Genomic DNA, 19,667 nt, shown 5'->3' with positions numbered 1-19,667 from the left:
GTGATGAATCATGTCATCTACTGTCACGGCGGAGGTCGATTCATAACCTAACACGACCATACCGAGCGAGTCCCCCACAAGAATAACATCGATGCCCGCCTCCTCCGCTAATTGTGCAGATGGGTGGTCGTATGCGGTCAACATGACGATTTTTTCCCCTTGACGTTTCATCTTCGTGAATTCCGTACTGCTTTTCATCCGTATCCTCTCCCTTTTGATTGTCAAAATGGAGAAAACCGAAAATTGAAAATCCTTCTGGCCAAAAATGGGCAGAAGGATTGTGTAATTACGATTTTGGGTTTCCTCCGTCCCTGTCTTTTACAAGATCAAGGCAGATCTTATTAGGTTTACTATCGTTCTTAAATCCTTGAAGGTGCAATTCCGATTGATACTGCCCTTCGCCATAACTATAGCAAATCAAGGAAGATTTGTATAGTTCAATCTTTTACCACATTTGACTGGCCACTGATCGAAATTTTACGTTAGTACAATATCAGCTGAATAAATGCCTTTGATTGTACCGTCGTCAAGCTGAAGCTCCAATAGCCCTTCTTCTGAAATGCCTAAAGCGGTCCCTTCCACCGTTTCATGTAACATGACAGCTCGGATTCGTTTGCCTGCAATGTTCGAATATCCTTCCCATAGCAGTTTGATCGGTCCGAATCCATGTTTTTCATACATCTTCGTATATAATTCGATAAAAGAGAGGATTTCAGCGATCAGTTTCGCGCGATCAATATGCTTGCCGCAAGCGATCTTCAAAGAGGTGGCTATCTCTTGCAGTTCCAATGGGAAATCATCTTCATCTTGATTGACGTTCATGCCGATTCCGAGAATGATTGCCTTCACTCGATCAGGTTCAGATTGAAGTTCAGTAAGTATGCCAGTCATCTTCCTGCCGTCGATCATAATATCATTCGGCCATTTGATCGTGGCTTCCACACCTGCGATATTTTCAATCGCCCGGACGATAGCAACCGCCGCAACGAGCGTCATCTGCGGGGCTTGTTGCGGCATCAGGGACGGACGGATGATCAAACTCATCCAAATCCCTTTTTGAGCTGCTGAATTCCATGGCCGGGACAACCTTCCTTTTCCGGCCGTCTGCTCCTCCGAAACGATGAGAGTTCCATCGGGCGCATCGGCCTGCGCAGCGTCATGTGCAAGATTTTGAGTTGAACCGCAACTCTCGTAATAGTCGATTGTCCTGCCATACGTTGCCGTCTGCAGAAACTTCTGGATGTTGGGGGCGTTCACTCGATCCGGCGAAGCGATGAGCACATACCCCTTTTTCCTGATTGAAGCGATTTCATAGCCTTCCTCTTCAAACTCTTTAATATATTTCCAAATTGCTGTTCTGGACAGACCGAATTCATCTGCAAATTCCTGTCCTGAAACCGGATTTCCCATAGCTTCAAAAAGTCTTTTCAATAATTCATTCTTGATATTCGTATTCATTGAGAAACCATTCCTTTATCTTTTCCGCATCGTTTGGACAATTTCCATGCAGTACCGTTTGTTCGATTTTCCCCATCCATTCGCCGACCCATCTGCCGCCTCTTTGGCTTGTCCACGCCATCAAATCCTTCCCATCGACTTTCAGATCATCTTTGGAACGGATCGGCAAACCTTCTTGTATTTGTTTCATTTCCTCAATGGGAATTCCCGGTTCTGTCAGATGTACTGCTTGCCAAACTTTTTCTGTTGCCATCAACACGTCCAATGTGAACCGGTAATAATCATCAATCGTAAATCGACTCGACTGTCTCTTATCGAACGCGGATTGGACCTCTGATAGAAAAGCTTTCTCGCGGTTGGAAAGCTTATATGCTCTCGCTAGCTCACTTGCTGTATATTGCCCTGCTATCATCAATGCGGACCAGCCTTGTTCCCCTGTAGAAAAAGGAGTGCAGGCGGATAGTAGATGGACATCGTTCGGAAAAAGGGGCATATGCTCGGATAGGCGGGTATCCACCATCATCATAAGCGCATTGTCAGGTTCTACCCCTTTCCATAACTTATCCATCTCAACTTTGATCCTTTCAACGGAGATATGCGTGATACTTTCAGCGTTTTCTCCAATCGCCTGTAAGGTACATTCTTCGATGTCGAAACCTAATACGGACGAAAAACGGATTGCACGAATCATACGCAGCGCATCTTCATGAAATCGATCTGCTGCGTTGCCGACTGCCCGGATTTTGCGGTCTTGAAGATCCTTGATACCTCCGAATGGGTCGATCATTTCACCAGTTAGTGTCAGGGCGATAGCATTCATCGTGAAATCCCTGCGTTGCAGATCCTCTTGCAAGGATCTGACGAAATTCACTTCATCAGGTCTCCTATGATCTGTATATGTACTTTCCGTGCGATACGTCGTCACTTCAATCGGTTCGTCATCCATCATAACCATCACAGTTCCATGGGCAATTCCAACATCGATCGTATGGGTAAAAACACTCTTCACTTCTTCCGGTGTGGCAGACGTGGCGATATCGAAATCCGATGCTTCCTTGCCTAGCAAATGGTCTCGGACCGCCCCACCTACAAATACTGCTTCATACCCCGCATCTTCCAATAGACGGACGACTTTCCGACTCGGCATTGTTCCAAAATGAGCAGTCATTTCAAACCCGCCACTTTATAGTACAGCTCTTCATATTTAAGAACTATGGAAGCTGAATTAAATTTATTGTCGACTGCCTGCATTGCACGTTCCCTGAAGCTTTGGTGCATGATCGGGTCTTCAAGAAGCAACATCGCTTTTTCGGCTGCTGCCTCCACATCGCCCAGTTCGACAAGGAAGCCATTCTCGCCGTCCTCAATCACTTCAGGAATACCGCCAATATTTGTCGCAATAGCTGGCACGCCGCAAGCAAAGCCTTCCAGGAGTACAAGACCGAACGCTTCTTTCTCAGATAATAGGAACATGACATCGCTGATAGCTAAAAGTTCCGGTAGGTCATCCCGTTTTCCGGTGAATACGATATCCCCTTCCAAACCTTCTTTTCTTGCCTTCTCCATCATTTCGAGCTTTTCCGGCCCAGTACCGACCAATATTAATTTCGAATCGACTTCCTTACGAATCAGTTTGAAACTGTCAATAATATCCCCAATCCTTTTTACGCTTCGGAAGTTTGAAATATGGATAATGACTTTTTCATCTTCCCGGATTCCCATTTCACTTTTCAATGAACCAGGATCGACTGGCCGATATTTCCCTTCATCGATGAAATTATAAATGGTCAATATTTCTTTTTCCGGTTCGATTAATGAAAGCGTATCCTGCCGAAGGGATTCCGAAACGGCTGTCGTTAAATCCGATTTATCGATTCCATAACGGACTGTATTTTTCAAGCCGGGATCATGACCTAGGATGGTCACATCGGTTCCATGCAATGTCGTGATCACCCCAATAGAAGAGTTCGCCATATCTTTGCCCAAAGCCGCTGAAATGGCATGTGGGACTGCGTAATGGACATGCAATAAATCTAACCCTTCTTCCTTGATCACTCGAGCAATCCGATTCGCCAATGCGATATCGTACGGCGGATATTTGAAAACGGCATAGCCATCAATCTTCACTTGATGGAAATGAACATTAGGGTGACCATCAGGAATACGGAAAGGACGACTTGACGTAATGAAATGCATTTCATGTCCCCTTTCCGCCATCTTCAACCCGAGTTCTGTCGCAACAACCCCGGATCCCCCTAATGTGGGATAACATATGATACCGACTTTCAGTTTTTTCATATACTGCACCTCTTCTACACAACGTTAATCGATAATATTCTCCAAGCCGTACACTAGATCTTTCCTGTCGATCACTTCCCGGATCGCCATCATGATGCCCGGCATGAAACTCTTCCTATCAAATGAATCATGTCGAAGTGTCAACAATTCCCCTTCTCCACCGAGAAGCACTTGCTGGTGCGCGAGAAGACCAGGCAACCGGATGCTGTGAATTTTCATCCCTTCCACATCGGCTCCTCGTGCCCCATCCAAATGGACTTGCTCTTCCGGGTGCCCTTGGATATGTGAAGGTCTGTTTTCTTTGATCATCTCTGCTGTTTTAACAGCCGTACCGGAAGGAGCATCCAATTTCCGATCATGATGCATTTCTAGGATTTCCACATCTCCCAGATAGCGGGCAGCTTGAGCAGCGAATTTCATCATGAGCACCGCGCCGATTGAAAAGTTCGGTGCGATGATCCCTCCGACCTGTGTCGATTCCACCATTTTAAAAATGGATTCCAGCTCCTGCTTCGTCAGACCGGACGTGCCCACAACCGGATGCACGCCAAGCGTCAAAGCATCTTTTACATTTGTAAATACGGCATCCGGATCCGTCACATCCAATAGTACGGCAGGCTGATGCTCTGCACAAAGCTCGGAAAGCGATGTATAAATCGGTATTCCCTGTTTCTCCTCATTTATAGCACCATTATGTAAATGCAAACCACCGTATTTATAATCCAATGCAGCTACCACTTCCGCATCTTTTGCTGCTTCTATCGCTTCTATCGCAGTAGATCCCATTCTTCCACGGGCGCCTGCGATGGCAACTTTTATTTTCATCATCAAATTTCCTCCTTTTTCGTCCAGCGGTCTGCGTCTCGCTCTTTGAATTTGTTCAGAACGCCGTTCAACGCCTCATCCAGTTTGATTCCTTGTGAATTCGCAAAACAGATAAGGACAAACAGTAAGTCACCTGTTTCCTCTTCCAGCGATTTGATTTCTTCACTATCCTTCTTCTTTTTCACGCCATACACATGCTGCACTTCCCTCGAAAGCTCACCAAGCTCTTCCGTAAGCCTTGCCAACATTTCCATCGGAGGGAAATAACCTTCTTCAAAGCCCGATATATATGAATGGACTTCTTCTTGTAAGTTTTTCAACGTTTTCGTTTGTTCCAATTTGCTTCCGTCTCCTTCATTTGTTATCGTATTCATTCATAGGACTATTGTCAAAAATTCAGGAATCATTGATAATGTACAAGAAAGGTGGTCATCATTTGCTTCGTGGAATAAAATTCAAAAATATCTTTTTCATCATCCTAGGCGCAGCCATTTTCAGTTTCGGTCTTGTACATTTTAATATTCAGCATGAGCTTGCGGAAGGCGGCTTTACAGGCATTACGCTTATCCTATTGTTTGCCTTCAACTGGGATCCCGCCATTATGAACCTCGTGCTGAACATTCCGATGTTCATTATCGGATGGAAGCTGCTCGGGAGAAGGGTTTTCATTTACACAATTATCGGCACCGTTGCTGTATCTGTCTTTTTGAAGATCTTTATGAAATACCAAGTCAACATTCATTTGGAGGGGGACATGTTCCTCGTCGCCCTGTTCGCAGGTGTTTTCATCGGTGTTGGGCTCGGTATCATTTTCCGATATGGCGGAACAACAGGCGGTGTAGATATTATCGCACGTTTGGCGCATAAGTACATAGGCTGGAGCATGGGAAAGACAATGTTTATGTTTGACGCGTTCGTCATTATGCTATCTTGGGCGGTCTACTTGGATCATCGGTCCATGATGTATACACTTGTCGCACTATTCGTTGGCGCACGTGTCATCGATTTCGTCCAGGAAGGTGCTTACGCTGCAAGAGGGGCTTTCATCATTTCAGAAGCACAGGATGAAATCGCCTCAATGATTACGTTAGAAATGGATCGGGGCGTTACTGTTTTCAAAGGGTATGGCCATTTCACGAAATCGGACCGTGAAATATTATATTGCGTAGTCGGCAAAAATGAGATAATGCGTTTGAAAAATATTGTCACATCAATCGATCCACATGCTTTTGTGTCGGTTACGGATGTGCATGATGTGCTGGGTGAAGGATTCACGCTCGACGATCAGAAACGCCCATTGGACCATTGACATGAATGTAAAGTAAAAACCCGACCAATTGCGGTCGGGTTTTTGTGTTAGTCTCTGTTCGTAAAAATAAGCAAAAGACGAAGCAATTCCATTACGGCTACTGCAGTGGCAGCGACATACGTCATGGCTGCAGCGCTCAATACTTTTTTCGCATGAGGCTCTTCTTCATTGCGGATAATCCCAAGCTCAACAATTTGGTTCATTGCGCGGTTGGATGCATTGAATTCCACGGGGAGCGTTACAATTTGGAATAAAACGCCGACTGCCATCAAGGCAATCCCAATTCCAAGCATGTAGTTCATGCTAGTCGCAAGTATCCCGATAATGATGAAAATCCATGAAGCATTCGATGTAATATTAGCTACTGGCGCCAAACGATGGCGGAATCGCAAGAACGAATAAGCTTCTGCGTCTTGGATGGCGTGTCCCACTTCATGGGCTGCAATCGCTGTACCTGCAACTGAAGCTTCGTGATAGTTTTGGGAAGACAAGGCTACAATTTTGGTCAACGGGTTATAATGATCACTCAAAAACCCTTTACTTTCAACGACTTTCACATCTTGTAGACCATTACGATCTAGGATTAGACGTGCAACTTGTGCTCCTGTCATTCCTGATGTTGAACGGACTTTCGCATATTTATTATACGTACTCTTCACTTTAAATTGGGTATACAACGGAAGCAACATGATAATACCCAGATAAACGATAAAAGACAAAACTAATTCCCCTCCCTTTATATCTACTTCTATTTTATAATGTGTACGATTGAACCGCAACTTTTTGCTATTATAGTGAAACTGTTTCCCGTTTCTCCTTTCTTTTCAATGATGCATATGCCAAAGCAATACATGCAATAGAAAGCCAAAATGTAAAGTAACCAATTTGTTGCATATGTTTCATCAAGTCATGGTAAATCGGCATTTGCCCAAATACATAATCGATCACATCATTGTGTAACGTCCAAATGCCAGCAATGACGATATGTTTGAACTTGAATCGGTATAAAGGGATATAGAGGATCGCCTGGACCGCCATCGCAAAATGAGAGCCGATGAGCATCCAACCGACAGGATCTAATGAGCCCTGTTCAAACATAGTGAGCAGATTCATGACAACCGCCCATAATCCGTATTTGACGAGTGTAATGAGAGCGAGTGCTTCAATCAATTTAAAATTCCTGCCGATCAGCCAACCGATGATTGCAAGCGTAAAAAACAGGCTTGCCGTCGGGCTGTCCGGAACAAAAATCCAAAATTTCGGTTCTGTCATTTCCAATTGCCACATATACCAATCGTAACCGTACACTGTGCCGAACAGATTGACGAATAATAAAATCCATAGAAATGATTTATGTGACAATAAAAACCAAATTCGATTGACTAAAGAAATCATGGTCATCTCCCCAAACAGAAGTATATCATTCAGTCGTTAAAATATTATGTATAATAGTTTGTAAAAAAAAAGAGTCAGTCGCCTGACTCTTTTTTCGTAACGTAATGCTTTCTTATTTCAACCCTTCAAGGTACTCCGCAAGAACTTGCAGATCTTCCTCGGAACCGTCCCATTGCCCTGGAGGCATGGTTCCGATTCCATCGTGCGCAATTCCTACAATCTCATCAGCTGTAAGGCCTGTATTGCTCAATGCTGGACCTAAGCCACCTTGGAATGCGTCACCATGACAATTGATACATGAAGATCCTGCGTAAATTTGATACCCTTCCGATTCTGGATCGAATTGGACTTCTTCAACAATCGCACCTTGTGCTTTCGCTTTTTCCCAGTCATGGTTCACAACGGATTCCCATGTCAAATAGAAAAGAGCTGCGAACGATAGAAGCATGAAAGCAGTCGGTAGAGGGCGTTTTAATGGACGACGCTCTTTCGATGTATCCAAGAAAGGCATCAACATCAAAGCACCGATAGCTAGTCCAGGCATAACAATCGCACCGATGATGTTATATGGTCCGGATGCGAATTCATATTTCAGCAATTGATACATGGATAGGAAATACCAGTCTGGAACCGGTATGTATGTTGTATCCGTCGGATCTGCTTGACGCTCAAGCGGTGACGGATGGGCAACTGTCAGTATTAAATATCCGATCAGGAAGATTGCTCCGATAATCCACTCTTTCAAGAGGAAGTTCGGCCAGAATGCTTCCGTTTTACCAGGATATTCTGAGTAATCTTTTGGGACGTTCGGCATTTTGTTCGTAGCCTTAATGCGCGAATCTCCGACAAATTTCATCCCTTTTCCGCGTTGCATGATGTCCCCTCCTTTTTTTATCCTCGGACTTCCCTATTTCTTATAGAGGTCCAGAAATACCTTGTCTTCTGATCATGATAAAGTGTGCTGCAAGCAACCCAAGCAAAGCAGCCGGTAGGAAGAATACATGAATCGCGAAGAAGCGTGTCAATGTTTGGGCTCCAAGGATTGTGGAGTCGCCGGCAAGAAGGATTTTGATCTGTTCACCGATGAATGGCACCGATGCAGCAATTTCAATCCCTACTTTTGTCGCAAACAACGCTTTCATATCCCATGGCAATAAGTAACCAGTGAATCCAAGACCTAGCATCGTAACGAAAATCAATACTCCGACGATCCAGTTCAATTCACGAGGTTTTTTATATGAGCCAGTAAAGAACACACGCAATGTATGCAGGAACATCATTACGATGACAAGCGATGCTCCCCAGTGGTGCATCCCACGCACAATCTCACCGAATGCAACTTCATTTTGAAGATAGTAAACGGATTTCCATGCATTTTCAATATCCGGGGTGTAATACATTGTAAGGAACATGCCTGAAAGAATCTGGATGACCGTTACGAAAAACGTCAAACCTCCGAAACAATAAATGAATGCAGAAAAATGATGTGCAGGGTTTACGTGCTCAGGTACTTCATGGTCAGCAATATCACGCCAAATCGGGGTGATATCCAACCGTTCGTCAACCCAGTCATAAATTTTATTCAGCACTTCGGTCGTACCCCCTTACATATTAAACTAATGTGTTTGGAACCGTTTTCCCAAGATGTACATAGCCATCCACGACTTCGACCACATACTCATCAAGTGGTCCGAGTGGTGGAGATCCCGGTATGTTTTTACCGTTTTTCTCATAACGTCCATTATGGCAAGGGCAGAAGAATTCGTTCTTATGCTTCTCGTCGCCTTCCCAGTTCACCGTGCAACCAAGGTGCTTACAGACAGGAGAAAGTGCGATGACCGTATCGCCTTCTTTGTAGACCCAAGCGGTGTTCGATACATCGGATTTGTACCATCCATCTTTACGATCTTTAATAGTAAAGTCAACACGCACAGGCGTTTCAGTCAATTCGTCCGCTTTTTGTTGAGTCGGAACTAACTCTCCCTCGCCTTTCGGTTGCAATACTGGATCGACTGCAAAGCGAACCATCGGCATCACTGTAGCTGAAACCATGAATCCACCGACACCCATCAATGTATAGCTTAGGAATTGGCGCCTAGACACTTTGCTGCTCATCAGTTTCCCTCCTCTTACTCCAAAATCAGTCCAACGGACATACTTTTGCTAATTGTAAAACTAGGACATATCTATGATATATCAATATTAATGTAAATTCAATCATGCTTTAAGCTGGATGTGCAGATTGTGAACAATTCATGAATTTTACACTTGTCCCAGACATATCCACTCAATTGTCATATTTGCAGAGAGAGAGTATCTATTCTCTTGGTGCTCTTATTACTTCGCCCATTGCTCGGTAAATTTCGGAAGCACTTGACGTAATTGGTCCTCGAGAATCGATTGCCGCAAAGAAGCATCCATGTTTTCCAGCGGGATGGAAGGCATCCAAATGACTTGTCCAGGCAGCTCCATCGACGTCCAAATATGATCGGTCGTCAGGAAGAAAACATGTTTAAAAGTCGCCGCTGAAAATTCCTGCAATGTCGATTGCGCCATTTGCTGATGATCCGTTGCCGGTGTATAGGAAAATGGCGGCGCAAACATCATCCTCCCTTTAAACTGTGTTTCAATGAGAGATGCCAGATGCATGACGAATTCTGTCGAAGATGCGCTTGTCTTCATATTATCCATCTTCGTTTCAACTTTTACAAGCGGAACCACCAAAGTATCAATATATTCTTTTTGTTGCAAATATGTATCCATATCCTTGCCTGTCCAATTCATCTATAACCAGCCCCCTAAAATATTCATACAAATGACTCCGTCAGAAAGACGGAGTCATTACTCTTTTGTGATTTTCATGTCGTTCAGCATTGCCGATAGGATGAGGAACCGTTCCCGATCATTGGCATCTAGTGCCTCATCGACCCTTTTCATTAGCAATTCAAGGGACAAAGATGCAACACTTTCCTCCAGCAATTGCTCGGCTATCTTCCGATCTCGTGCACTCACCTGAAGTTCAGCTGGCAAGAACGGGTTTTCCTCCCGCACACTTGCATACTGAGGACAAGCATGGCTGTTCGGGAAATTCAGTTGGATGTACATTTTTTCCTCCGGATGAAGTCGTAAATCATGGAATGATTTTTCGGCATCAGCAGTCATCAGATTGCCTTTGTAAAAACGGAAAGGGATACTTTCCGAATTTATTGTTGAAATCACCATCGCCCGCGGACAATAATGCGCCTCATCCGTAAAGTGGACGTTTTGAAGAAGTTGTTCATGGCTTAGAAGATAATTCAGAATCCACACACATTCCCGGCGCTTCAATTTATAGCGCTTTAAAAACCACCGTACGAAGTCTTTTTTGGCAGCGACAGGAATCATGGCCGTCATATCACACCTCCTCGTCATTCAACGTTTCAAGAAAAGCGGTCCATTCCTCATGTTGTACTAGCTTTACCAATGTCTTAACTACTTCAATAGCTTCATTCCGTTTTCCTTCATCGAGAAGGAATCTTGCGTAATTATCCAAAAAAGATGGATCATCCTTCATTCCAGCATATGCCTTACTGTAAGATACGTATGCATGTGCATATTGTTCCTCTCTTTCCAAGGCGTATGCTTTGAAAGCTGTCAAAAGAGGAATATCCATTTGTTCTTCATTCAGATTGGTTAGCAATGTAAGCAGTTTTTCATTCTCTTCCCTTTCGCTATAGATTGAAGCCAATGTGACGATGGCATCTATATATTCGGGATCCAGCGCAATCGCTTGCTGTAAATGCTCTTCCGCTTCGAGGGGCAATCCGAGCTTCAACGCTGATTTTCCCGCCGACAGTCGCAGCTCTTTGTCAAATTCAGCACGCTTGATGCCTTGCTCGAAATATTCATATGCTTTTTCATCATCACTCAATTGGGATTGCGCCTGGCCAGCGAGCATATAGGCGGAGAAGTAATCGGGGTCCATTCCGATCAATTCTTCAAGCAGATGCACTGCCTTTTCCGGCTGGTTGCTCTGGTAATAGGCAAACGCGGCTCCGAAGAGTGTGTCTGGAAGCTGCACATCTTTCAATAGCTCATCGTAATAAGGAATCGCTTCCTCATATGCCGCTCCGGCACAATACGTCTCAGCTAGTCTTAGCGATATCATCGCTCCGCCGATGTTTGTATGACCTTCATTGTAAAGTTCGGAATAAAGTTTTGCGGCTTCGAGGTATCTCCCTGCATCCAGTAAAAGTTCAGCATAGGCGAAACGGATAACCGGCTCATGCGGTACCCGTGCCAGTGCATCTTTCACCTTTCCGATGGCAGCTTCGGCCATGCCGATCATCTGATAATAATCGGCAAGGGCTAAAAGTGCCTGGACGTATTCCTCCTGGTCGGGTGTCACTTCTGAAAGCAACAGCAATGCATCATCCTCATCGCCCAGCTCCATCAATGTATTTGCCCGGTCAATCTTCAATTGCGCCTCTTCCGGCATATAGGAGATCAACGTTTCGTAAATATGGTCCGCTTGACCGATATATCCATAATCGACCAATAAACCTGCAGCCTCATAGAGCAGATCGAAATCTCCGTCTTTTTCCGCACGGTCAATCAAGTCATTTACTTGACTGATGTCCCCATCGAGTACCGCTTTTTCAAAATCATGTAACTGCATCATATTTTCACCTAGTCCTTCATGTTGTATACATTAGGAAAATTATTCTTCAACGCACGTCGAGACAAGAGCCGATAAGTGATCAAAAAAGTTCGGATAGGAAATGGCGATGCAAGAAGGGTCTTCGATATGAATGGCATCTTCCGAAACCAATGCGGCAATGGCTGCCATCATCCCTATTCTGTGGTCGCCGTATGACTTCAGTTCCCCTCCGGATAAGGCAGTCGGCCCTTCAATGATCATCCCGTCTTCTGTCGCTTCCACTTTGGCGCCAAGCTTCGTCAGCTCCAAAGTAACGGCAGCAATACGGTCAGTTTCCTTGACGCGTAGTTCCGCGGCGTCCTTAATGATCGTCTTTCCTGTGGCTTGGGTCGCCATCAACGCGATGATCGGCAATTCATCGATGAGCGTCGGAATGATTTCCCCGCTGATCTCAGTTCCTTCCAACCGGGCGTGCGATACTTTGACCACTCCATAAGGTTCGCCTGTTTCACCATGTTTTTCAAGTATTTCAACTTCGGCCCCCATTTGTCGTAACACTTGAAGGATTCCGGTTCTTGTCGGGTTGAGACCGACATCACTAAATTCCACCTCGCTGCCCTCAATCATAGCCGCTGCCGCCATGAAAAATGCTGCAGACGAAATATCACCGGGAACTATGACGTCCGTACCTGTCAACGTTTGACCCCCTTGGATCCTTACAGTATTCCCTACCTGCTCAAGTCTTGCGCCAAACTGCTTCAGCATCCGTTCCGTATGGTCCCTGGAAACAGCCGTTTCCCTGACTACGGTCTCGCCTTCCGCGGCCAACCCCGCAAAAAGAATCGCGGATTTCACTTGGGCGCTTGCCACAGGCATATGATAGTCGATTCCTTTAAGCTTCGAGCCAACAATTGATAGTGGGAGAAGATCTCCTCCCTCCTCCCCCGATACAGAGGCTCCCATTGACTGCAAAGGTGTTGTCACTCTTTTCATCGGACGCTTAGATAATGATGCATCACCTGTCAACGTGGAAGTGACTGATGAACCCGATAAGATTCCGAGCATCAGTCTTGCCGTTGTCCCTGAATTGCCTGCATACAGCTCTTCTGTCGGGGTTATCCAATTCCCCATTCCGGGGCTGTAAATTTCTACATCTGTTCCATTGCGTTCAATGGATACCCCTAAGTGCTTAAAGATTTCGATTGTCCGTAAACAATCCTCTCCATCAAGGAAGCCTTTTATCGCAGTACGGCCTTCCGCTATCGACCCTAACATAATCGCCCGGTGGGATATTGATTTATCCCCCGGAACTTTTAGTGATCCTTTTAGTAACGGCTTGTTGAATGTAACTGTTTTTGTTCCAACCATGGCCAGTCCCCCCTATTAGAGAATATGCATGCTATAATCAGTTGTTTTCGCAAGAATTGCCCTTGCCGCTTTCCGATCGTCCGCCGTCTGGAAACTGACGACGAGGATCCCATATACATCCGTACGCGTTTCTACAATGCGTATGTTCGTAATACTGATCTGTTCATCTGCAAGTATTTTCGTTATTTCAGATATGACCCCTGGATGATCCGGGACGTCGATATGCAAATCGAACGTCATATACAAAGCGCCTTGCACCGCCCCTTGGGAAGTGGAAGGCAATCGGTCCCTGAACTCCTTCGCATCAGAAAAGAAATCAAATATGCGTGCGTGATCGTTTTCAACAATCATCGATCGAATCGACTGCATCTCCTGCAGCCAGCCATCCAATTGTCCAAGCAATTCTTCCCGGTTCTGAATTGTAATATCCCGCCACATCGTTGGATCTGCTGAAGCGATGCGGGTAAGATCACGGAAACCGCCGGCTGCTAGATTTTTGACGAAAGGCTGCTCTTTTTCCTGGTCAGCCAGCCTGCCTACGAGGGAGGAAGCGATGATATGAGGGAAATGACTTACGATTGCTGTCATTTTGTCATGCTCAGCTGCATCCAATAGAATGATTTTCCCTTTCGAAGGTGCCAGTAATTCGGTCAGCTTTTCGATATGCACCTCATCAGCATGTTGACAGGGGGTCAAAACATAATAGGCATTTTCAAAGAGATGGCCTTTAGCTGCAGCAATGCCGCTTTTGTGGGAGCCGGCCATCGGATGCCCGCCGATGAATGTCAGACCTTTTTCCTGAAGTCTTTCGGCAGCCTGCATGATCGGACTTTTCGTACTTCCCGTATCCGATAGGATGACATTTTGTTTGAATGTCCACTCCAATGCTTCCTCCATCAATGCGATTGTCGTATTGACAGGCGTCGCAAAAATGATGTAGTCAGCTTTTTCGCATGCCGCTTTTGCGGAAGGTGCAATCGTATCAATGATGCCTCGGCGGTATGCTTCGTCCGCAGTCGCATATGAACGGTCAAAGCCCGTAATGTGTATATTGCGGCCGTTCCGTTTCAGTGCAAGCGCCAGGGAACCGCCAATGAGACCTAAACCTATAATCGCTACATTTTCTTTCATCTTTATCTACCTTTTTCTTGTAATAAAAGAGTGAACGCTTGAAGCAATCCGGTATTTTGCTCTTCAGTTCCGATTGTAATCCTGACGTATCCTGGCGTCCCAAGTGCATTGCCACTTCTGACGATGTAGCCGTGCTTCAATAAGAATTCTGATGCTCCATCAGCGTCTCCCGGCACTTCCATCAAGACGAAGTTCGTTTCGGAATCAAACATGTGGATTCTTTTTTCAGAAGCGAACGTCTTGTAACGCTCTCTTTGGGCTGCATTCAGTTTCCGGCACATATCGATGAATGCATCATCTTCAAGTGCTTTGCTTGCAACGGCTACAGCTAACGTATTGTTATTAAACGGGTTGCGCACCTTATTCAGCTCGGTAATAATAACGGATGAGCCTACCGCATATCCTATCCTGAAGGATGCGAGACCATAAGCTTTCGAGAATGTACGCAATACGATGATATTAGGAAACCGATCAATAAGCGCAATTGAATCGGCATGATCTGGATCTGTCACGTATTCATAATAAGCTTCATCCAGTACGACTAAGATGTTTTCAGGAACCCGCTCCAAAAAGCTTTCCAGCTCATCGTTTGGAATAAGACTTCCGGTCGGATTATTCGGATTACACACCCAGATAATTGCCGTCCGGTCATTTATCGCTCCGATAAAGTCGTTCAAATCATGATGTTCATCCTTTAATGGGATTTCCGTTATCTCCGCTCCTTCAATTTTAGCATTATGGGCGTATTGTGGAAACGATGGAGTCGGCATGATTGTATGGACTTTTTCGTCTAGTATGGCACGTGAAATGATCGAAATAATTTCGTCCGATCCGTTCCCGAAAAGGATTGACGATTCATCCACGTCGTGCTTTTCAGCCAACTTTGCACGGAGAGTCGTCCCATGGCCATCCGGATATATTTCAAACGGCATTGTTGTGCCGCTTAAAAACTCTGCTACTGTAGAAGCGCAGCCATATGGATTTTCATTTGAAGCCAATTTCACGACTTTGTCCAAGCGATAAGCCTTTTTCACTTCTTCAGTCGATCTGCCCGGTTTGTAAGGCTTCATCGTAGATAAAACTTTTTTCCATTGCATATGTATTCCTCCGGTCTGCATGTCGTTTTAGTTTTGCAAATCTGGTCGAAGCTTCACTGCTTCATTTTGATAAATATGCTTGATATCTTTTTGATGCGTTTCAGAATTGACATGCATAAGAATCCGGATGCATAGCGGCATCGACCCCGGAACGTCCATTTCATGTGTACACATGACCGGTACGTATTTCCATCCATCTATCGTTCGGACCGCTTTTGCAGGAAATGCCGACTCAATGTCTCGTGTAGTAGAGACGATGACTGAAATGATCTCGTCAGGGACGACACCATTTTGCTTCGCCATTTCAATTACCAATGCACTTGTAGCTTCCAGTACTATGTCAGATTGATCAGAGATAACGGTAGTTGCTCCCCTTACACCTCTTACTGTCATCATCGTTCCCCCATTCCGATTCTATTCTGCAATTCCAGAAAAACCTGTTCGCATTCTTTTGCCGATATTTTCTTAACAAAAGGTGTTCCCAGCTTTTCTAACATGACGAAATTCATTTCGCCGAATGCAGCTTTTTTATCTTTTTCCATGAATACAAGGAAACTGTCAAATGAATGCTCCAAAACTGGAGCAAACGAGTAACCATTCTTTTTTGCAAAACGGATGTAGCGATTTGTGAAGGTGGCGTCAATATCACCATGACGTTCACTTAGGATGAAGCTGTAAGCCATGCCGATCATGACACATTCTCCATGGCTCAGTCCGCCGAAGCCGCAAACTGCTTCTACAGCATGACCGAATGTATGGCCGAAATTCAAAAATTTCCTTGTGGAATGCTCAAATTCATCTTCCGCAACGATATCCGCCTTCACTTGGATCCCTTTTAAAAGCTCTGCCGATAACCATTGCTCCGTCGGATTGGAAAAAGACTCTTCTTCCAGCAGCGATTCAGACCACTGCGCATCAGAAATGAATGCGTGCTTGATCAATTCCGCCATGCCGGAACGGATTTCACGTGGAGGCAATGTCGTCAATAGTTTTGTATTGAAAAGCACCGCGGCCGGCTGATGGAACGAGCCGACCATGTTTTTCCCTTCCGGAAGATTGATGGCAGTCTTTCCGCCTACTGCACTGTCGTGCGCAAGGATGGTCGTAGGGCACTGCACAAACCTGATCCCTCTCATGAAAGACGCGGCGACGAAGCCTGTCAAATCCCCGCATGCCCCTCCCCCAAATGCGATGAGGAGGGAATTCCGAGTGAAATGCTCCCTTACTAAATAGGATTGGCATTCGAAATAAATATCCGTTGTTTTGCTTTTTTCCCCTGCAGGGACGATTTTCAGCAAAGGCGATATACCGGCTTTTTGTAAAGCATCGAGAAGAACTGGCAAGTGCAAGTCAGCTGCTTGTTCATCCGCGATAATGCCCACCCGATCGGCGCTTTGCAACAAATCTTTATAGTCGGATGAAAACAATTCATACACATCTTCACCGATGTGCACGTCATATTGCGTATCCGGCAATTGAACAGTCAGTTTCCCCATATTAGAACCCCTTTACATATTGTCGGTACCGCGCGATTTCTTCCTGTAAGCCTTCCATCGTATCTGAGCGGAATTCATCCATGATCGCTTTCGCCATTTCAGTTGCAATGACATGCTCAGCAACAACGGAAGCAGCTGGCACCGCACAAGGATCCGATCTTTCGATTGTCGCTACAAAAGGCTCCTTCGTATCGATATCCACACTTTCAAGCGGCTTGTACAATGTCGGTATCGGTTTCATGACGCCACGGATGACAATCGGCATGCCGGTCGTCATACCGCCTTCCAGCCCACCGAGACGATTTGACTTGCGATAGTAGCCCAGTTCTTCCGACCATGCAATTTCATCATGAACCTCGCTGCCCGGTTTTTGTGCCATTTTAAAGCCCAAACCGAATTCAACACCTTTGAAAGCATTGATGCTCATCATCGCTCCAGCAAGCTTTCCATCCATCTTTCGATCGAACTGGACATAACTCCCGATTCCTGGCGGGCAACCTTCCACAATAACTTCTACGACGCCACCAAGCGTATCTCCCCGCCCTTTGATGTCATCGATGGCGGCAACCATCCGGCCGGACGCTTCCTTATCTGCGCAATAGACTGGATCATTTTCAATGATGTTCCGCAATTCATCCATCGTCAAACTGGAATAAGTTTCGGGATCGGTTGTAATACCGCCGATTTCCGTTACGTGCGCCACAGTGCTGATACCTAATTGACGTAGGAATTGTTTAGCTACAGCCCCGATTGCTACACGCATCGTCGTCTCCCTTGCGGAGGATCTCTCAAGTACATTCCGCAGATCGCGATGTCCGTACTTCATACCTCCAACGAGATCCGCATGCCCGGGACGAGGTCTTGTGATCTGTCTTTTGATATCTTCAGGGTTTACGTCGTCCGCCAACGGCTCGACTCCCATGATGCTCGTCCAATGCTTCCAGTCATCATTGACGACCGTCAGCGTTACTGGAGAGCCAAGCGTCTTCCCATGCCTTACTCCGGACGTGATAAGCACTTGATCTTTTTCTATTTGCATCCGGCGGCCGCGTCCATGTCCACCTTGCCGCCTTTTCAATTCATCGTTGATCATTTCCGCCGTTAATGGCATTTGAGCGGGCAATCCTTCTATAATGGCTGTCAATTGTGGTCCATGTGACTCGCCAGCTGTGAAAAACCTCATTCCATTTCCTCCTTTATCTCTCTTCTTAAGGATGGAGTAAACATCCGTTTCATAGCACTTTATCAAACTAAAACAATTTTGACTATAGGTATTAATAAAAAAATCCGGATATTTTCCGGATTTTAAAGATAAATCGATATGAAAACGTTTTCTCAAAGTTTCCTGTAAAAGAATGTCTCAACCGATTCCAAGCCGTATTTCGATGGATTGAAAATCTGTTCGGTGCTTCCGACGAAAAGAATCCCTCCCGGTCTGAGCGCTTTCGAAAAATCGGAATAGATCTGGTCCTTTGCCTCTTCCGTGAAGTAGATCATCACATTCCTGCATACGATCAGATCGAACCCTGAACCATAAGGATCTCCTAAAAGGTTTTGCTGTTTGAACTGGACTGTTTTTTTGATTTCATCTTTTACTTGATAGTGGTGACCTTCATTGATAAAGTACTTTTCCAAAATGTTTTTTGGAACTTCTTTCAATGACCTTTCTTGATAAAGGCCTACCTTTGCACGTTCCAATACCCCCGCATCGAGATCCGTCGCTAAAATCGATATATCCCTTAATGGCACGTGAGATGATAGGACCATGGCAAGCGAATAGGGTTCTTCTCCTGTGGAACAGGCAGCGCTCCAGATTTTCAGTTTTTTGTTCTGGGCTAACAACATGGGAAAGATTTTTTTGTCAAGGACATCCCAACGTTGTGCGTTCCGATAAAATTCCGAGACATTGATTGTCATGCGATCGAGGAATTCGTCGAGAAGTTGTTTGTCATTATGTATGGCTGAATAATAGTCCGAAAAATTGCGGAATCCCTTTTTTTCATATAACGATGTGAGCCTTCTTTTCATTTGCGCTTCTTTATATAAGGATAGGTCGATTCCAGTCTTTTTCTTTATTTTTGAAATGAAATCGATGTAGTCTGACATGAACAATCCCCCTGATAATCTTTTTCACCTATTATACCGGAAAGAAGACGCCAAATGTAACACTTTCCAAATGTGTCTTCATTTGGACAAAGAAACACGAATCCTTGAAACAGGATTTCCGCTACAGACGGACGCTTTCCAATCGAACAGCGAAGGGTTCGATTTGCCGTATTTCTGCGCCTTTTGCAGAAATTAAGGCAGCCAAATCCTGCTCGTAACGCTTCGCTTTTACTCGCAAACGCCGTTCCACGTTACGGCGTTCGCAGGAGTCGCCGTCTTTCGCTTCAATCCTTATTAGACTGTTTGTTATTAGATAAATTACAATTATACGCACCTGATTGCGCTTTACTATTTGGTTGGCTATAGTTGCTTGGAATGGAAGCACGAGACCATATACGTCAACTTAAGGTTTTGTTAGCGTGTTTTTAACAGTTCTCCAGTGACAAGTTTCAATATCTAAACGAGAATGGTTTCACTTTTATTGAAACGGGAATAGTGCTACTAACTTTTATTTAGATTAGGGCATGTTAAATAAGCCCCCCGTT

The 19,667-nt window shown here is 45.0% G+C and carries 23 protein-coding genes; 1 reads left to right on the top strand and 22 read right to left on the bottom strand.

Annotation, left to right across the window (positions count from 1 at the left end):
* The 6 genes from AWV70_RS24615 to AWV70_RS13730 form a co-directional block, all read right to left on the bottom strand.
* Positions 1 to 198, bottom strand: a 198-nt coding sequence (locus tag AWV70_RS24615; protein WP_235588669.1) for a 3-methyl-2-oxobutanoate hydroxymethyltransferase, incomplete at its 3' end; no start/stop codon positions are given.
* Between the two features lie 279 nt (positions 199 to 477).
* Complete coding sequence (locus tag AWV70_RS13750) at positions 478 to 1,458, bottom strand: biotin--[acetyl-CoA-carboxylase] ligase (protein ID WP_060208216.1); 981 nt, start codon at positions 1,456 to 1,458, stop codon at positions 478 to 480.
* Positions 1,436 to 2,626 (bottom strand): CCA tRNA nucleotidyltransferase, encoded by a 1,191-nt coding sequence (locus AWV70_RS13745; RefSeq protein WP_060208213.1) that lies wholly within the window; start codon positions 2,624 to 2,626, stop codon positions 1,436 to 1,438. Before AWV70_RS13745 ends, AWV70_RS13750 begins: the two co-directional genes overlap by 23 nt.
* Positions 2,623 to 3,756, bottom strand: coding sequence for an N-acetyl-alpha-D-glucosaminyl L-malate synthase BshA (bshA, locus tag AWV70_RS13740; protein WP_060208210.1), 1,134 nt, complete (start codon positions 3,754 to 3,756; stop codon positions 2,623 to 2,625). Before bshA ends, AWV70_RS13745 begins: the two co-directional genes overlap by 4 nt.
* A 24-nt stretch (positions 3,757 to 3,780) precedes the next feature.
* A complete protein-coding gene (gene dapB, locus AWV70_RS13735) occupies positions 3,781 to 4,581 on the bottom strand; it encodes a 4-hydroxy-tetrahydrodipicolinate reductase (protein ID WP_060208422.1) in 801 nt (266 codons plus the stop codon).
* Between the two features lie 2 nt (positions 4,582 to 4,583).
* Complete coding sequence (locus tag AWV70_RS13730) at positions 4,584 to 4,955, bottom strand: nucleotide pyrophosphohydrolase (RefSeq protein WP_060208207.1); 372 nt, start codon at positions 4,953 to 4,955, stop codon at positions 4,584 to 4,586.
* A gap of 38 nt (positions 4,956 to 4,993) precedes the next feature.
* On the opposite strand from AWV70_RS13730, the gene AWV70_RS13725 reads away from it, so the two are divergent.
* On the top strand, positions 4,994 to 5,890 hold the full coding sequence (locus AWV70_RS13725; protein ID WP_060208204.1) for a YitT family protein: 897 nt from the start codon (positions 4,994 to 4,996) through the stop codon (positions 5,888 to 5,890).
* 47 nt (positions 5,891 to 5,937) lie between these two features.
* Here AWV70_RS13725 and AWV70_RS13720 read toward each other — a convergent pair whose 3' ends face one another.
* From AWV70_RS13720 to AWV70_RS23470, 16 genes are all read right to left on the bottom strand, one after another.
* Positions 5,938 to 6,609 (bottom strand): zinc metallopeptidase, encoded by a 672-nt coding sequence (locus AWV70_RS13720; RefSeq protein WP_082713626.1) that lies wholly within the window; start codon positions 6,607 to 6,609, stop codon positions 5,938 to 5,940.
* Positions 6,610 to 6,679: 70 nt separating this feature from the next.
* Positions 6,680 to 7,285, bottom strand: a complete 606-nt coding sequence (locus AWV70_RS13715; protein WP_060208197.1) for a DUF1405 domain-containing protein — start codon at positions 7,283 to 7,285, stop codon at positions 6,680 to 6,682.
* 112 nt (positions 7,286 to 7,397) lie between these two features.
* Positions 7,398 to 8,159: a menaquinol-cytochrome c reductase cytochrome b/c subunit gene (locus AWV70_RS13710; RefSeq protein ID WP_060208194.1), complete on the bottom strand. Its 762-nt coding sequence runs from the start codon at positions 8,157 to 8,159 to the stop codon at positions 7,398 to 7,400.
* A 40-nt stretch (positions 8,160 to 8,199) separates the two neighbouring features.
* The gene (qcrB, locus tag AWV70_RS13705; RefSeq protein WP_060208191.1) at positions 8,200 to 8,874 is read right to left on the bottom strand and encodes a menaquinol-cytochrome c reductase cytochrome b subunit; all 675 of its coding nucleotides are present in this window, start codon (positions 8,872 to 8,874) and stop codon (positions 8,200 to 8,202) included.
* 22 nt (positions 8,875 to 8,896) lie between these two features.
* Complete coding sequence (locus AWV70_RS13700; RefSeq protein ID WP_060208188.1) at positions 8,897 to 9,403, bottom strand: ubiquinol-cytochrome c reductase iron-sulfur subunit; 507 nt, start codon at positions 9,401 to 9,403, stop codon at positions 8,897 to 8,899.
* A 219-nt stretch (positions 9,404 to 9,622) separates the two neighbouring features.
* Positions 9,623 to 10,069, bottom strand: a complete 447-nt coding sequence (locus AWV70_RS13695; protein WP_060208185.1) for a DUF2487 family protein — start codon at positions 10,067 to 10,069, stop codon at positions 9,623 to 9,625.
* Positions 10,070 to 10,126: 57 nt separating this feature from the next.
* Positions 10,127 to 10,678: a ReoY family proteolytic degradation factor gene (locus AWV70_RS13690; RefSeq protein WP_060208182.1), complete on the bottom strand. Its 552-nt coding sequence runs from the start codon at positions 10,676 to 10,678 to the stop codon at positions 10,127 to 10,129.
* Position 10,679: 1 nt separating this feature from the next.
* The gene (locus AWV70_RS13685; RefSeq protein WP_060208176.1) at positions 10,680 to 11,945 is read right to left on the bottom strand and encodes a tetratricopeptide repeat protein; all 1,266 of its coding nucleotides are present in this window, start codon (positions 11,943 to 11,945) and stop codon (positions 10,680 to 10,682) included.
* 39 nt (positions 11,946 to 11,984) lie between these two features.
* Entirely contained in the window at positions 11,985 to 13,292 is a 1,308-nt protein-coding gene (aroA, locus tag AWV70_RS13680) for a 3-phosphoshikimate 1-carboxyvinyltransferase (protein WP_060208171.1), read from the bottom strand.
* 15 nt (positions 13,293 to 13,307) lie between these two features.
* On the bottom strand, positions 13,308 to 14,423 hold the full coding sequence (locus AWV70_RS13675; RefSeq protein WP_060208167.1) for a prephenate dehydrogenase: 1,116 nt from the start codon (positions 14,421 to 14,423) through the stop codon (positions 13,308 to 13,310).
* Positions 14,424 to 14,425: 2 nt separating this feature from the next.
* Positions 14,426 to 15,520, bottom strand: coding sequence for a histidinol-phosphate transaminase (gene hisC, locus AWV70_RS13670; RefSeq protein ID WP_060208164.1), 1,095 nt, complete (start codon positions 15,518 to 15,520; stop codon positions 14,426 to 14,428).
* Positions 15,521 to 15,547: 27 nt separating this feature from the next.
* Positions 15,548 to 15,913 carry a chorismate mutase gene (gene aroH, locus AWV70_RS13665; RefSeq protein ID WP_060208161.1) on the bottom strand — a complete coding sequence of 122 codons (366 nt, stop codon included), beginning with the start codon at positions 15,911 to 15,913 and terminating at the stop codon, positions 15,548 to 15,550.
* Entirely contained in the window at positions 15,913 to 17,016 is a 1,104-nt protein-coding gene (gene aroB, locus AWV70_RS13660) for a 3-dehydroquinate synthase (protein WP_060208158.1), read from the bottom strand. The genes aroH and aroB overlap by 1 nt, the downstream gene beginning before the upstream one ends.
* Before the next feature lies 1 nt (position 17,017).
* Complete coding sequence (aroC, locus tag AWV70_RS13655) at positions 17,018 to 18,199, bottom strand: chorismate synthase (RefSeq protein WP_060208156.1); 1,182 nt, start codon at positions 18,197 to 18,199, stop codon at positions 17,018 to 17,020.
* Positions 18,200 to 18,351: 152 nt separating this feature from the next.
* On the bottom strand, positions 18,352 to 19,122 hold the full coding sequence (locus AWV70_RS13650; protein ID WP_060208152.1) for a CheR family methyltransferase: 771 nt from the start codon (positions 19,120 to 19,122) through the stop codon (positions 18,352 to 18,354).
* A gap of 121 nt (positions 19,123 to 19,243) precedes the next feature.
* Positions 19,244 to 19,456, bottom strand: a complete 213-nt coding sequence (locus AWV70_RS23470; protein WP_153009992.1) for a hypothetical protein — start codon at positions 19,454 to 19,456, stop codon at positions 19,244 to 19,246.
* Positions 19,457 to 19,667 lie beyond the last annotated feature (211 nt).

The sequence above is a fragment of the Sporosarcina koreensis genome (genome assembly GCF_001531445.1).
GTDB lineage: Bacteria > Bacillota > Bacilli > Bacillales_A > Planococcaceae > Sporosarcina > Sporosarcina koreensis_C.
This window is presented reverse-complemented; position numbering and strand designations above follow the sequence as displayed.

Bases quoted from the DNA above. Each gene is read 5' to 3' on its own strand.
- AWV70_RS13750 (WP_060208216.1), bottom strand. From the start codon at position 1,458: ATGAATACGAATATCAAGAATGAATTATTGAAAAGACTTTTTGAAGCT.
- AWV70_RS13745 (WP_060208213.1), bottom strand. From the start codon at position 2,626: ATGACTGCTCATTTTGGAACAATGCCGAGTCGGAAAGTCGTCCGTCTA.
- bshA (WP_060208210.1), bottom strand. From the start codon at position 3,756: ATGAAAAAACTGAAAGTCGGTATCATATGTTATCCCACATTAGGGGGA.
- dapB (WP_060208422.1), bottom strand. From the start codon at position 4,581: ATGAAAATAAAAGTTGCCATCGCAGGCGCCCGTGGAAGAATGGGATCT.
- AWV70_RS13730 (WP_060208207.1), bottom strand. From the start codon at position 4,955: ATGAATACGATAACAAATGAAGGAGACGGAAGCAAATTGGAACAAACG.
- AWV70_RS13725 (WP_060208204.1), top strand. From the start codon at position 4,994: ATGTACAAGAAAGGTGGTCATCATTTGCTTCGTGGAATAAAATTCAAA.
- AWV70_RS13715 (WP_060208197.1), bottom strand. From the start codon at position 7,285: ATGATTTCTTTAGTCAATCGAATTTGGTTTTTATTGTCACATAAATCA.
- AWV70_RS13710 (WP_060208194.1), bottom strand. From the start codon at position 8,159: ATGCAACGCGGAAAAGGGATGAAATTTGTCGGAGATTCGCGCATTAAG.
- AWV70_RS13695 (WP_060208185.1), bottom strand. From the start codon at position 10,069: ATGAATTGGACAGGCAAGGATATGGATACATATTTGCAACAAAAAGAA.
- AWV70_RS13690 (WP_060208182.1), bottom strand. From the start codon at position 10,678: ATGACGGCCATGATTCCTGTCGCTGCCAAAAAAGACTTCGTACGGTGG.
- AWV70_RS13685 (WP_060208176.1), bottom strand. From the start codon at position 11,945: ATGATGCAGTTACATGATTTTGAAAAAGCGGTACTCGATGGGGACATC.
- aroA (WP_060208171.1), bottom strand. From the start codon at position 13,292: ATGGTTGGAACAAAAACAGTTACATTCAACAAGCCGTTACTAAAAGGA.
- AWV70_RS13675 (WP_060208167.1), bottom strand. From the start codon at position 14,423: ATGAAAGAAAATGTAGCGATTATAGGTTTAGGTCTCATTGGCGGTTCC.
- hisC (WP_060208164.1), bottom strand. From the start codon at position 15,520: ATGCAATGGAAAAAAGTTTTATCTACGATGAAGCCTTACAAACCGGGC.
- aroH (WP_060208161.1), bottom strand. From the start codon at position 15,913: ATGACAGTAAGAGGTGTAAGGGGAGCAACTACCGTTATCTCTGATCAA.
- aroB (WP_060208158.1), bottom strand. From the start codon at position 17,016: ATGGGGAAACTGACTGTTCAATTGCCGGATACGCAATATGACGTGCAC.
- aroC (WP_060208156.1), bottom strand. From the start codon at position 18,199: ATGAGGTTTTTCACAGCTGGCGAGTCACATGGACCACAATTGACAGCC.
- AWV70_RS13650 (WP_060208152.1), bottom strand. From the start codon at position 19,122: ATGTCAGACTACATCGATTTCATTTCAAAAATAAAGAAAAAGACTGGA.